Source organism: Psychrobacter sp. 16-MNA-CIBAN-0192, from assembly GCF_040309565.1.
GTDB lineage: Bacteria > Pseudomonadota > Gammaproteobacteria > Pseudomonadales > Moraxellaceae > Psychrobacter.
This window is the reverse complement of sequence record NZ_JBEOOX010000002.1, coordinates 22,402-35,860: the sequence shown is the minus strand read 5'-3', so window position 1 is coordinate 35,860 and position 13,459 is coordinate 22,402. Positions and strand designations below refer to the sequence as shown.

The window sequence follows — 13,459 nt, the reverse complement described above, 5'->3', positions numbered from 1 at the left end:
AGCGTTATGCTGGCGTCATTCCCTGTCGTCTATTATGGCAGACACCTTTTTAATTGGCGCGATTTCCTTTACGATAGCGCAATCAGAATTCTTTATTGTATAACCCCATTTTAAATAAATAAGCGAAATATATTTTATGTCAGATGTTATGGATACGACGGTGGCTATGAGCCCCGCTAGTGAAACAATGGATACCCGCTCAGTTGCCGAATTTACGGAGCAGGCGTATCTCAATTATGCCATGTACGTCATTATGGATCGGGCGTTACCCAATATTGCCGATGGTCTAAAACCGGTACAGCGACGCATTATTTATGCCATGAGCGAGCTGGGGCTTAAGTCTACGGCAAAGCCTAAAAAGTCGGCGCGTACCGTCGGTGACGTGCTGGGCAAATACCATCCGCATGGTGACAGTGCTTGTTATGAAGCCATGGTACTCATGGCGCAGCCATTCAGTTATCGCTATCCGCTCATCTTTGGACAAGGTAACTGGGGTAGCCCTGACGACCCAAAATCATTTGCCGCGATGCGATATACCGAAGCGAAAATGTCTGCTTATGCCAATACGCTTTTAGCAGAGCTTGCACAAGGCACGGTTGATTGGCAAGATAACTTCGACGGTACAATGCAAGAGCCAACGACCTTACCCGCACGCTTACCCAATATCTTATTAAATGGCACAACCGGTATTGCCGTTGGTATGGCAACCGACATTCCACCGCACAACCTTAATGAAGTGGTACGTGCCGCCATTCGTTTGCTCAAAAATCCTGAGCTATCGGTCAAACAGCTCACTCAATCGATACCTGCGCCAGATTTGCCCACCAAAGCAGAAATTATCACCAGTAAAAAAGACCTGCAAGCATTATATGAAACTGGACGTGGCAGCTATAAAATGCGTGCCACTTACCATATTGACGACAAAGAAAAGAACCTCGTCATTATCGACGCACTACCCTATCAAGTCTCCGGCAATAAAATCCAAGAGCAAATTGCCAAGCTCATGACCGATAAGAAACTGCCGTGGATTGTTGATATTCACGATGAATCGGATCATGAAAATGCTTGTCGAATTGTTTTAGAATTACGCTCCACGCGCGTTGATGTCGAGCGCGTCATGAGCCATTTATTTGCCACCACTGACCTCGAAAGCAATTACCGTGTCAATATGAATATGATTGGGCTCAACGGTAAGCCGAAAGTTAAAAATCTCAAAGACATCTTAGAAGAATGGCTCATTTGCCGTCGTTCCGTTGTCACGCGCCGCCTAGAATATCGCCTCGATAAAATTGATAAACGCTTGCACATTCTTGCTGGCTTATTGATTGCCTATTTGCATATCGACGAGGTCATTCGTATTATTCGTGAAGAAGACGAGCCAAAGGTCGCCTTAATGCAAGGCTATGACTTATCCGATATTCAAGCCAACGCCATCTTAGATATTCGTCTGCGCCAACTGGCAAAGCTAGAAGAATTTGAGCTAAAACGTGAGCAAGATGAGCTGGCAAACGAGCGCGCCATTATCCAAGAATATCTTGATAATCCAGAAAGTTTGACCGGCTTAATCATTGATGAGCTGACTGAAGACATGAAAGCGCACGGTGACAATCGTATGTCGCCACTGGCGGAACGTGAAGATGCTCAAGCGCTGAAAGAATCCGACCTTGTGCCAAGCGAGCCTATCACCGCCGTATTATCCAAAGCAGGTTGGATACGCGCGGCAAAAGGTCACGACGTGGACGCGCAAGGCATGAGCTATCGTTCAGGCGACAGCTACCAAGCGCACGCACGCGGCAAATCGAACGAGAAAATCTACGTCTTCGACAGTACGGGGCGCAGCTATAGTATCGAGGCGCACAATTTGGCATCGGCACGTGGGCAAGGCGATCCGCTTACCAGCGTCTTAAAACCGCCCTCAGGCGCACACTTTGAGCAGCTACTTGCTGGCGATAATGACCAGCGTATTATTCTAGCCAGCTCGCAAGGTTACGGCTTTATCAACACTTTGGGCAATTTGGACAGCAATCAAAAAGCGGGAAAAAACATCATAACCCTGACTGCCGATAGTCGATTGTTACCCGTCGCGTGTATCGATGCGTCCGCAGACAATAGCGCCAATAATAGCGCAGAGAATAATGGCAGTAGCCAAACGCCTGACCATATCGCCGTGGTGACCAACGCAGGCTATTTACTTATCTTTGGCTTGGACGACTTGCCAGAACAAGCGCGCGGTAAAGGTAATAAAATGATTACTCTAAAAGACAATGAAGAAGTGCTTGCCATCACGCCATTAACCCAACAAGACAGCTTAATCATTACGGCAGGCAAACGTCATGTGACTTTAAAGCCGATGGACTTAGCGAACTATACGTCCAAACGTGGTAGTCGTGGCAGTCAGTTGCCAAGAGGCTTTCAAAATGTGACGAGTGTTGAGGTGGTTGGGTAGATTTACATTTTTAGAATGCTGGGCTAAAAGCCCAGCCTACGGTTACTTTTTATTTATCTTATTGGATACTATGAACTTCACGTAATTTGCGTGCTATATATGCGTTCTATTTGGCGCTTGCTATTTCAGTTAACATTGTTTCTTAATGGTATATATATTAATCACTGTTCAAATTTTGCAGTTATCAGAACTAACTATTTAAATTATTTAGAAAGGTAAAAAAGTATGGCTAGATGTACAGCACCAGAAAGAGGACATCGTACTGCAAGTGCAGAAGCTAACTGCCCTGCATGTAGCGGGCGTTATAACTCTTATAGTAGCAAAAGATATAGCCCATCATATCCGACTTCATCTTACTCTTCATCCGGAGTCAGTAGTAGCAGCAGCGGTGTGTCAAACCGTACCGTAAAACCACGTTGGTCAAAATCAAGCTCATCTTTATTATATACACCTGCTCAAGTTCAATCACTTACTCCAGTTCGGGATGTTATTGAGAATCGAGCAGCACGGCAGCCTGACCTTCGTGATGTTTTCCTATGCCATGCTTGGGGCGACCGCAAAGAAGCCGCCAAAGAGTTATATGATTTACTTGAAGCTGCCGATGTAAAAGTTTGGTTCAGTGAAAAAGATCTTAGTCTTGGCGTACCAATGATGCGTGCGATTGATAAAGGTTTGGCTAACTCCAGAATAGGACTTGTATTGGTAACACCTGCAATGCTAGAACGCTTACCAAAAGAAAGTGTTGCTGATAAAGAACTTTCAACACTACTAGCGGGTAACCAACTTATTCCTATCATTCATAATACATCTTACGAAGCATTACGGGATGTCAGTCCCATGTTAGCTTCGAGAAGTGGTTTGGATACCAATGAAGATTCGATGAAAATTGTTGCAGAAAAAATTGCAGAATTAGTGAAGATCTAAATTTTCATGTATATCTTTTTACAGATAATCAAAAGCTTTATTATCATACGTGCTATTTCAATAACTGTATAATTATAAAAAAGGACACTCATGCTAACTTCCTCTAATAACACAGAAAAAATCACCATCCCCACCCCAAAAATCATATTCTTTGACATTGACGATACGTTAAGCCGAAATGGTGAAATTGCCCCGCAGAATAAAGCCACTCTTGAAGCACTAGCAAAGACAGATATTAAACTGGTTATTTCAACTGGACGCTCAAAGCCGATATTGCCACTTGATATCCTAGCATTGCTTGAGACGGACGTTTTAGATGCCATTATCTGTATGAATGGGCAATATAGCTTTGATAATGAGCGTGTTATCAGCGATTACCCCTTATCGAGCCAGCAGACCGCCACTATCACTGAGCTGTGCAGAAGCAGCGACTTGGTCTATAAATTTGACTCCGCAACCCACGTGGTGTGGTCAGATGAGCACGATTGGCAGACCACATATCACGATAGAATAAAAAGCTGTAGCATGATTGACCCTGACTACTGTCATTTTAATACCGTATATCAATGCTCAGTATTTTTTGATGAACAAGACCAAAAAATGCAAGATATTGACTTTATCAAACATGAATTAAAACTGGTACATTGGCATGATATTGTCGGGGATATTCTGCCGATTGATGCTTCAAAAGCGCGTAGCATATTGGATGTATGTGCGCATTTTGATGTGGATGCGAACGATTGTATGGCATTTGGTGATGGACTGAATGATTTAGAGATGTTTGATTTGGTCGGCTATGCGGTAGCAATGGGTGATGCTAAACCTGAGTTAAAAGAAAGAGCAGATTTTGTCACTGGCACGATTGAAGAACATGGCATCCAAGCGGTGTTGAATCATTTTCACATTGATTAATCGTTAGCGATAAATTACTTTTTACATTAAAAAACCCTTGCTAACAACTGGCAAGGGTTTTTTAATATTTAGCATTTACTCACTGTTTAGCAATTATCTTGCCGGGTAAAAAGTCTCTGAACCAGGACCTACTGGTAGACCCAATACAAACACCCAAATCCAAAACAAGAACACCCAACCAAATAAAAATGCCATTGAATACGGTAGCATCATTGCCATCAACGTACCAACGCCGGTATCTTTTTTATAGCGAATCGCCACCGCCATAATCAAGCCAAAGTAGCTCATCATCGGCGTGATGATATTGGTGGTCGAATCGCCGATACGATATGCCGCTTGAATCATCTCTGGCGCATAGCCTGTCAGCATAAGCATCGGTACAAAAATAGGCGCAGTAATTGCCCACTGCGCAGATGCCGACCCAAGCATAAGGTTAACGACCGCACAAATCAGGATAAAACCAACCAATAAAAACGGTCCAGTTAAGCCAATATCCGTGAGGAACGTTGCCCCTGATACCGCCATGATAGAGCCCAAATTTGACCAGTTAAAAAAGGCGGTAAATTGCGCGGCGAAGAATACCAATACAATATAAATACTGAGCGAGCTCATGGCATGACTCATCGCGTCAACCACGTCTTGGTTATTTTTCATGCTGCCAGTAATTTTGCCGTAAATATAACCGGGTATAGCAAAGAACACGAAAATAAATACCACAATGCCATGTAAAAATGGCGAACCCGATACCAATCCTGTTTCCGCATGCCGCAATATGCCGTCAGCTGGTACAATCGTCCATGCCAGCAATAAGCAAAATGCCAACATACTTAATCCTGACCATATCAAACCTTTTTTCTCAATGGACGACAAACTCTCGATTTGATTGTCCAGCACCGAAGGGTCATCTGCATCTTTCGGGTTGTATTCACCTAAACTGGGCTCAACGATTTTTTCTGTGACGAAATAACCCAAACCACTAATCAAGAAAGTACTGACTGCCATAAAGTACCAGTTTGCCTCTGCGCCAACGGTGTACGCTGGGTCAATAATACGCGCTGCTTCTTGGGTGATACCAGACAACAATGGATCGACCGTACCTAATAATAGATTGGCACTATAACCACCAGACACGCCAGCAAAGGCGGCGGCAAGTCCTGCCAAAGGATGACGCCCAAGCGAGTGGAAAATCACCGCAGCCAGCGGTATCAATACCACATAACCAAGCTCAGCTGCGGTATTCGACATAATACCGGCAAAGACAATGGTCAAAGTTACTAGCTTTTTGGGGGCGTTCATAACGAGACCACGCAAAGCTGCGGAGATCATACCCGAGCGCTCAGCAATACCCACACCCAATAGCGCGACCAATACTGTACCTAATGGCACAAAACCGGTAAAGTTGGTGACTAGATTTTCAACGATACGCGCTAAGCCTTCGCCGTTTAGTAAATTAACGACATGAATAATGCCGTCTTCGCTGCGTCCGGTTGTCCCTACTGGGCGCGGATCAAGTGCGGATACGCCAAAAAACGAGAGCACGGCAGACAGCACCAACAAAAACACTGACATCCAAACGAACAAAATCACCGGATGCGGTAGTAAGTTGCCAAGCCACTCAACGCCTTTTAAAAAACTCTGCATACGCGAGCTTTTGGCTTCTATTTCAAACTCATTATTTGGCGGACTGCCCTCTGGTGGGTGACTTCCTTGCATAACTCAATATTCCCTTTTATTTTTACAGTATATTTATTTTCTAATTAGCATGAACTTTTGGTAAGAATCCCAAACATAGGTAGGCAAAAGTTCTTGGATTTAAACATACTTGCGCAATAAAAACAAACATTCTTAATGGACTATAGAAACTATTAGTAATGAATAAGCAAAAAGCTAAAATTTAGGTAAAAAAATAGGCTTATAAAATATAAGCCTATCAATAAGTTCAACATAAACAATGCTGCCAGTTACACCTTATCTGTTTAGTCTTGTCGCCAATCCGTACACCCAACTGCCAAGCTTATAAAAAGCTAGCGCAATCAGTATAAAAACGAGTGCACCAAGCACATAAGCCAATATTGTCGGCACACTGGTTAACCAGCCAATGCTAAACGCGACGCCCAAATAAGCTTCTAATGGCCAGCTTATTATGGGCGTATCCATACCAAAATTAAGCATTGTAACTAAGGCAACTATCGCAATAACAGCAGTGATGCTGCCAGCGATTTTTCGATTATCCATCTTATTTCTCTTCTATACTGGGCTAAAATTTAGTGATGGCGTCTATGGCATGGTCAAACCGCCATCAACCGCAATAGATTGTCCCGTAATCGCCGCACTTAGCTCAGACGCCATAAGCAGTACCGAATTGGCAAAGTCAGCTACCGATGTGGCTTGGCGTAAAGGTGTGGTGGTGGCAATATAATCGAATACTTCTTCAGTAGTTAGGCTACTCGCATCCGTCGTTTTTAGCAGTCCGCCTGCCAGTAAATTAACACGAATACCATATTGTCCAAGCTCAGCCGCTAAGTTGCGCGTCAGACCAATGAGCGCTGATTTTGCGGTAGTATAGTCATAATAAGTGACCACTGGATTATAAACTAGGTTGGTTGAGATATTGATAATCTTGCCCATTTTCTGCGCTTTCATTTGCGGCAATACGGCTTGCACGGTATTGACCGCACCTTGCACAATACCGTCTATTTGCTGAGAAAAATGCGCCCATGTTACGGTCTCAATACTGGTGTAATCGGCGCTCGGATTGAACTGATAGCTCGGCAAGGCATTATTGACCAAGATATCAATACGTCCAAAACGCTCAACCACTTCCGCTGCCATGCCTTGCATTTGCTCAAGGCTCGTTACATCACCTTGATAAGCAAATGCTTGTCCACCTGCTGCTATAATATCCGCAATGACTGTTTCAGCTGCATCTTTACTATTAAGATAATTAACGCAAACACTTGCGCCTGCTGCTGCCATTTGTGTGGCAATTTGGGCACCCAAACCGCGACTGGCACCAGTCACAATCGCCACTTTATTTGTCAGTAGAGCAGGGATAGCTAATGCTGTTTTATTCATCTTATTTTATCCTTATTATCAATAATATAATGCGACTCAACGGCGCACTTTTAAAACCCAGTAAACAAATCAGCGCCAATCATAGCATGATTGTGATGCCACTTTACTCAGAGTCAATACGCTCTATCACCCGTATTATCTGCTAGCGATTATTGACAAAGCCTTTAAATTTCGACTTGTCAGAAGCAGCACCGTATAATGAATAATGCTATAACGCTGTTATGTCTGCGTTTTAACCTTTTTGCCTAATTAAGGAGAGATATTTTGTCCTATTTATCATCCCAACTGTCTGTGAAGACCGCCAATCGATTGCTGCCAAAAGCACTATTATGCGCGGCGATTGGTACGATTGGGTTATCACTTGCCAGCTGTAGCAAAACCGATAATGCTCCTGCTGAGGGCGCAGCTGCTAGTACGGAAACGCTAAATCTGTATAACTGGTCAGAATATATGCCGCAAGAGATTCTCGACGGCTTTACCAAAGAGACAGGCATTCGGGTCAATTACACTACTTTTGACTCTAATGAAGCGATGTATGCCAAGCTAAAACTGCTGGACGATTCGAGTCAATATGACTTAGCGATTCCATCGACTTATTATGTCGAAAAAATGGCAAAAGAAGGCTTGCTGCAAGAGCTTGATAAATCTAAATTAAGCAATTTTAGTAATCTCGATACCTCATTTACCAATACCAAAGTAGATCCTGAGAATAAATATTCCATTCCATATATGTGGGGCAGTACTGGACTTGCCATCAACGGTGATGTGATTGACCCTGCCACAGTTAATAGCTGGAATGATTTGTGGCGTCCTGAATATAAAGGGCAAGTCATGCTAATGAATGATATGCGCGAAGTGTTCGGCATGGCGTTATTGACCCTTGGTTATTCAGGAAATAGTAGCAATCCTGACGAGATCAAAGCCGCTTATCAAAAGCTTACAACCTTAATGCCCAATGTTAAAACCTTTAATTCCGATGCGTCGCGCATGCCCTATATGGAAGGCGAAACCAATCTTGGGATGACCTGGAATGGGGAAGCTATTATCGCCAATAACGAAGGCTTGACCAGCTTGGTCTATAAATACCCAACTGAGGGCGCGATATTATGGATGGATAATTTTGTTATTCCAAAAAATGCCAAACATGTCGATGCGGCACATAAATTTATTGATTACTTATTGCGTCCAGAAAACTCTAAAATAGTAAGTGAGGAGATTGGCTACGCCTCGCCCAACTTAGCAGCACGTAAGCTAATGACTGAAGAAGTGCGTAATAATCCAACTATTTATCCAAGCAAAGCCATCTTGGCAAAAGCTGAATTTCAAGAAGATGTTGGCGATGATGCGCTACAAATTTACCAGCAATATTGGGATAAGCTAAAAACGGGGCGTTAAGTATAGAACGTTAAATAGAAACAATAAATGTTAAAAAACGCTAATCTTAAATGGTCAGCGTTTTTTTATTACCTAAATTTTTATTGTCTAGAATTTTGTAACTTAAATTTTTTATAGTCTATAAATGCAAATCAGTCTCACCGCCCTGCTTTTTAATCCGGTGCTGTTCTCGGCGCTGATAACGCACACCGGAGGCGGCAAACCATTGTGGTCTATACAATTGCAATAAATCGCTCAGCTGCTGCAATTGGGTTTGCAAAGTTTTGGTTAACCAAAAATAGCCCTGCCACTCAAAGGGCAAATGATTTACGCTCGGATAATCTGATACCGCAATACGGGTAATGGGGCGAAACAGCTCATCATTTGGGCTACGTAATACGGCTGCCATATGCTGCATCGCTTGGGTTAGCTCATGTTGATAATGCAGCAGTAAAATATGATTATCATCATCAATTTCAATATTCGCTAAGCGCGGGGCGGCGGTTAATAATAAATCAATCGTACCAATAATATTACGATGAAAGCGCTGAATGGTCTCGATGATGTCTTTATCAAGTCCGGTCTCACTTGCGGTTGCGGCAATATGCGGACGCACTGCTAGCAGCCGCTTATTAATCCCTTCTAACGATTTTAACAGCGCCTTATCAACGGGCGTATCTGCAATAGCATAACCATGCGTAGGATACATAATATGCGATTTGCCCTCATTTTTATAATGAGAATTAGGATGAGTGATTGCTGTGTCAGCATCAATATGATGACCAACGCTGGCATATAAACTGGCACAGGCGTCAAGGTTGCTTGCCAGTAAAAATCGCCACATCAAGGTTGATTTGAGCGGTAAAATCAATGTCGCTGCGACAGCAACGCCGGCACCCAGCAAAATATTAAAGGCGCGATATAGTCCATCTTGGGCAATATTGTTGTGATTCGGGCTGGACACTATCATCAGCATAGTAATCCCTGTGAGCAAGCCGATATAGCCTAGCTGCTTCACTGCAACGTAACCAATGATGCCGCTAATAATGCCAATCAGTACATAATATAACCATAACCAAGTGTCAATATCTTGGCTTAACCATAAAAATCCTAAGCCAACGACCACCCCAAGTAATGTGCCCAATACCCGCTCTTTTGCTTTAGTGTAAATCGCCCCTTGATACTGCAACAAGCCTAAAATTACAAACACGGTAATGGTTGTCCATTCACCATGGGGCAGATGCGTAAGTCGATTGAGCAATAATGCCGTCAATACCGCAACGCCCAAACGTATGGCATGCAAGATATCCGCATGCTGATAGCGCGCATACGGCTCTATAATAGGGGCAGTAAATTGTTGCCAAAACGGTCGTTTCACACCAATACTCTTCTCAAACAGTGAATGTTAAATCATGAATGTTAGCCAATGCAGTTAGTACATACAATTAGCACATGCAGCCTATTGCCTAATAGCAGCATACAATATAATTATTCTTGAGAATCGTACAATGATGTAACTGTAGCCAGCAATCACAGCCATCAGCCATCAGCCATCAGCCATCAGCCATCAGCCATCAGCCATGACATTCTATAAAACCTAACCATAAAAAAACCCGCTCAATATGCGTCGAGCGGGTTTTTTAAATTTTAAAAGTATCTAGCTTAAATATTATTTATCATTAGTAGCGGACTCTAATTGGTTTTTTCCTGAATCAACTCTTTCATACTGTCTTTATTGCCTTGATCTTTATTTGCGTTTTTATCACCCGAATTTGAGTCATTTGAGGATTTTTTATTGTCCTTATCTTTGTCTTTATTATCCGAGCCTTTTTTACTTTCTTGGTCAGACTTTTTAGACTTTTCTTCTTTTTTAGTATTTGCGGAGTTATCGGTATCAGCTGAAACCGTGCGCTCTTCATTGACACTAAGTGTCTCACTAGTATCTGCAGATTGACGAATACTGTTCTCAGTATTACTAGTCTCTGCGGCTTTATTTGCCTTTCTTTGCTCTTTATTAGTCGTTGTATCCCGATTCTCTCTTCTAGGCGGCTGTGGCTTTGGACGTACAGGCACTTCACGCTGAGTTGGTCTTAGTTTTACCGAGCGAGTACGTTTGGTACTTAAGTCTTTAATCGGTAAAGGGCGCTCGTAGTTATCGATAATGCCAACATAACGATTGATCTCTTCTGGCAATACGCGCACATCAGCAGGCAATCCAAAATCAATTAATTTCGCAGCGCCTACTGCTTCTTGCGGGCTGCCCATTAAGCCATACGTCAGCATATAACGCAGCTGTTTGTCTTCATCGCGGTAGCGGAAATAGGAAAATTTCTCCCGATCCTCACGTCCTTCTAGATAGCTGACAATAACATCATTTTCACCGACATTCATCACTTGCACTGTCCACTTGCCTTTATTGGCAAGCAGATAGCGCTTGTCTTTAAATTCATCTGGATAGTTGCGCAAATCACGCACGGTTTCTTCAAAATTAATTGGCTGCACATCAGTGTCCAGCTCATGCAGCGCTTCAACCGTTAAAGGCTGTTTAAGCTCAGTAGTCAATGCTTCAGGCGCAGCAATGGGCGCGTTTTCTATGCGAGCACCAACGGCTGGCGTCTGGCTAAACATCCAAATCAGCGCAGTGGCGACCCCAAGCAGCAAGGTCATCACCAGCCAAATAAGTGCTTGGCGGCGATATGACTTGCTCGCGGGACGAGGCGTCGTGCTCGGTGCTGCCATGGGAATATCCTTGGTAAAATAGGGTTAAACGTATGAATAAGTCGGGCACGCTAATAACGAGATAAAAATTGATGTCAGGCTAACCATGATAAGCAAGCAGCACTCGATCTAATACCAACAGTTATGCCGACTGCGCCAACGTCTCTGTCAACAGCTGCGCATCAAAATCTGACGTTAATACAGCGTTACCCAGTGATTTTAACAAAATCAGACGGATTTGTCCTTGTTTCACTTTTTTATCATGTCCCATTAAGCGTAATGCAGTCTCAACGGCAATGGGCGGTGCAATAACAGGCAGGTTTGCTAAGGTTAAAATGCGCTTTACACGAGTAACTTCATCAGCACTCAACCAGCCAAGCTTTTCTGATAACTCAGCTGCTTGTACCATACCTGCAGCGACCGCTTCGCCATGTAACCAATTGCCATATCCTTCATGGGTTTCAATGACATGCCCAAAGGTATGCCCAAAGTTTAATATGGCGCGGATACCTGATTCACGCTCATCTTGCGCCACAATATCGGCTTTATACTGGCAACAGCGTTTTACCGCCTCGCCCAGTACTGCCAAATCTAGCGCCAGCATCGCTGCCATATTTTGCTCAAGCCACGCCAAAAAATCCACATCCATAATCAAAGCGTATTTGATAACTTCGGCGATTCCTGCTGATAATTCACGCGCCGGCAAGGTCTGTAACGTGGTCATATCTGCCAAGACCATTTGCGGCTGCCAAAACGCGCCAATCATATTTTTACCTTGCGGATGATTGATGCCCGTTTTGCCACCAACACTAGAGTCCACTTGCGACAATAGCGTGGTTGGAATTTGAATAAAATTCACGCCGCGCATAAAGCTTGCCGCAGCAAAGCCGGTCATATCACCCACCACACCGCCACCAAGGGCAATCAAAGTTACATCACGGTTAAAATGCTCAGCCATCAGCGCATCATAAATCTGATTGATACTGGCTTGGTTTTTATACTGCTCACCATCAGCCAATACACAAACCGCCACCGTAAACTGCTCAGCAAGCTCATCTTGTAGCGGCTGCAAATATAAAGGCGCAATGGTCTCATTGGTCACAATCAATACTTGCTGACCATGGATATAAGGCACAACTTGTGATGCCATACTGTCACCCGTTAAGTGACCAGATTGGCGGATGACAATAGGATAATCATGGCTTTGCGTCTGTACGGTTAAACCATTAAAAGAGGACGACGTTGCCATAAAAAGCTCCTTGATAGGCAGTAAGCGTATAATCGTAAATGTTATTTTTCTTCCGTGAATTCGGTATTATCTGGTTCGTCTGGTGCTGCATTTATGAATGCATTTGGTAATTCGTTTGGTAATTCTTCTGGCGTAATCGGTTTTGCTGACCCTACAAAAGCCGCCAGCTGCTGCAGCAATTGATACACCATATGGCGCGGATAGGTATGACCCGTAGGCATAATAATATGCGCCACTTGGCGATAAAGCGGGTCACGAACTCGGTACAGGTCGTGCAATATCTTTCTAGGATTGGGCTGCTGTAATAACGGACGCGACTTGTCTTTTGATGTACGTGCCAGCTGCACATCAACCGGCGCGTTGAGATAAATAACAATGCCGCGCTCGTGCAAAAATTGACGGTTTTCAGCGCTCATCACCGCACCGCCGCCCGTTGCCAGCACAATAGCATTTTCCTGAGTCAGCTCATCTATCGCCCGAGTTTCACGCTCACGAAAGCCCAACTCCCCTTCTTTGGCAAAAATCCAAGGAATATCAGCGCCCGTTTGTGACTCTACATGCCAGTCACTGTCGACAAACTCGCGCCCAAGCTGCTTTGCAAGCAGGCGTCCGATTGTCGTCTTCCCTGCGCCCATTGGTCCAACCAAAAACACCGATGGCAATTCCTCCAACATAACACTCACTCAAATAAATTTCACTATCATACAACGTCATCGATAATCTGGCTAGTAATGCACAACGTTTATTCGCAGGAAAATAGC

General features: G+C 43.8%; 11 protein-coding genes. 4 read left to right on the top strand and 7 right to left on the bottom strand.

Annotated features, from left to right (window positions below; all coding sequences use genetic code 11):
- Positions 1 to 136: 136 nt before the first annotated feature.
- The 3 genes from parC (at position 137) to AAEY78_RS01995 (ending at position 4,282) form a co-directional block, all read left to right on the top strand.
- Positions 137 to 2,446 (top strand): DNA topoisomerase IV subunit A, encoded by a 2,310-nt coding sequence (gene parC / locus AAEY78_RS02005; protein WP_352336881.1) that lies wholly within the window; start codon positions 137 to 139, stop codon positions 2,444 to 2,446.
- 390 nt (positions 2,447 to 2,836) lie between these two features.
- Complete coding sequence (locus tag AAEY78_RS02000) at positions 2,837 to 3,370, top strand: toll/interleukin-1 receptor domain-containing protein (RefSeq protein WP_352336879.1); 534 nt, start codon at positions 2,837 to 2,839, stop codon at positions 3,368 to 3,370.
- Between the two features lie 90 nt (positions 3,371 to 3,460).
- Positions 3,461 to 4,282, top strand: a complete 822-nt coding sequence (locus AAEY78_RS01995) for a Cof-type HAD-IIB family hydrolase (protein ID WP_352336878.1) — start codon at positions 3,461 to 3,463, stop codon at positions 4,280 to 4,282.
- A 93-nt stretch (positions 4,283 to 4,375) separates the two neighbouring features.
- Here AAEY78_RS01995 and AAEY78_RS01990 read toward each other — a convergent pair whose 3' ends face one another.
- The 3 genes from AAEY78_RS01990 to AAEY78_RS01980 all read right to left on the bottom strand — a co-directional run bounded on the left by AAEY78_RS01990 (position 4,376) and on the right by AAEY78_RS01980 (position 7,357).
- Positions 4,376 to 5,995, bottom strand: coding sequence for an AbgT family transporter (locus tag AAEY78_RS01990; protein ID WP_352336876.1), 1,620 nt, complete (start codon positions 5,993 to 5,995; stop codon positions 4,376 to 4,378).
- A 255-nt stretch (positions 5,996 to 6,250) separates the two neighbouring features.
- Positions 6,251 to 6,517, bottom strand: coding sequence for a hypothetical protein (locus AAEY78_RS01985; protein ID WP_352336874.1), 267 nt, complete (start codon positions 6,515 to 6,517; stop codon positions 6,251 to 6,253).
- Between the two features lie 42 nt (positions 6,518 to 6,559).
- On the bottom strand, positions 6,560 to 7,357 hold the full coding sequence (locus AAEY78_RS01980; protein ID WP_352336872.1) for a 3-oxoacyl-ACP reductase: 798 nt from the start codon (positions 7,355 to 7,357) through the stop codon (positions 6,560 to 6,562).
- Positions 7,358 to 7,621: 264 nt separating this feature from the next.
- Here AAEY78_RS01980 and AAEY78_RS01975 point away from each other — a divergent pair, with 264 nt between their 5' ends.
- Positions 7,622 to 8,752: an extracellular solute-binding protein gene (locus AAEY78_RS01975; protein WP_352336870.1), complete on the top strand. Its 1,131-nt coding sequence runs from the start codon at positions 7,622 to 7,624 to the stop codon at positions 8,750 to 8,752.
- Between the two features lie 118 nt (positions 8,753 to 8,870).
- Here the strand turns inward: AAEY78_RS01975 and AAEY78_RS01970 are convergent, their stop codons facing one another.
- From AAEY78_RS01970 to aroK, 4 genes are all read right to left on the bottom strand, one after another.
- The gene (locus tag AAEY78_RS01970) at positions 8,871 to 10,109 is read right to left on the bottom strand and encodes an FUSC family protein (RefSeq protein WP_352336868.1); all 1,239 of its coding nucleotides are present in this window, start codon (positions 10,107 to 10,109) and stop codon (positions 8,871 to 8,873) included.
- A gap of 314 nt (positions 10,110 to 10,423) precedes the next feature.
- Positions 10,424 to 11,470, bottom strand: a complete 1,047-nt coding sequence (locus AAEY78_RS01965; protein ID WP_352336866.1) for a flagellar basal body-associated FliL family protein — start codon at positions 11,468 to 11,470, stop codon at positions 10,424 to 10,426.
- A gap of 121 nt (positions 11,471 to 11,591) precedes the next feature.
- Positions 11,592 to 12,698 carry a 3-dehydroquinate synthase gene (aroB, locus tag AAEY78_RS01960; RefSeq protein ID WP_352336864.1) on the bottom strand — a complete coding sequence of 369 codons (1,107 nt, stop codon included), beginning with the start codon at positions 12,696 to 12,698 and terminating at the stop codon, positions 11,592 to 11,594.
- A 41-nt stretch (positions 12,699 to 12,739) separates the two neighbouring features.
- Positions 12,740 to 13,372 (bottom strand): shikimate kinase AroK, encoded by a 633-nt coding sequence (aroK, locus tag AAEY78_RS01955; RefSeq protein ID WP_352336862.1) that lies wholly within the window; start codon positions 13,370 to 13,372, stop codon positions 12,740 to 12,742.
- Positions 13,373 to 13,459: the final 87 nt, after the last annotated feature.

What these genes read in the sequence shown, in the direction of transcription:
- parC (WP_352336881.1), top strand. Translation starts at nt 137, where the DNA reads ATGTCAGATGTTATGGATACGACGGTGGCTATGAGCCCCGCTAGTGAA.
- AAEY78_RS01995 (WP_352336878.1), top strand. Translation starts at nt 3,461, where the DNA reads ATGCTAACTTCCTCTAATAACACAGAAAAAATCACCATCCCCACCCCA.
- AAEY78_RS01990 (WP_352336876.1), bottom strand. Translation starts at nt 5,995, where the DNA reads ATGCAAGGAAGTCACCCACCAGAGGGCAGTCCGCCAAATAATGAGTTT.
- AAEY78_RS01985 (WP_352336874.1), bottom strand. Translation starts at nt 6,517, where the DNA reads ATGGATAATCGAAAAATCGCTGGCAGCATCACTGCTGTTATTGCGATA.
- AAEY78_RS01980 (WP_352336872.1), bottom strand. Translation starts at nt 7,357, where the DNA reads ATGAATAAAACAGCATTAGCTATCCCTGCTCTACTGACAAATAAAGTG.
- AAEY78_RS01965 (WP_352336866.1), bottom strand. Translation starts at nt 11,470, where the DNA reads ATGGCAGCACCGAGCACGACGCCTCGTCCCGCGAGCAAGTCATATCGC.
- aroB (WP_352336864.1), bottom strand. Translation starts at nt 12,698, where the DNA reads ATGGCAACGTCGTCCTCTTTTAATGGTTTAACCGTACAGACGCAAAGC.
- aroK (WP_352336862.1), bottom strand. Translation starts at nt 13,372, where the DNA reads ATGTTGGAGGAATTGCCATCGGTGTTTTTGGTTGGACCAATGGGCGCA.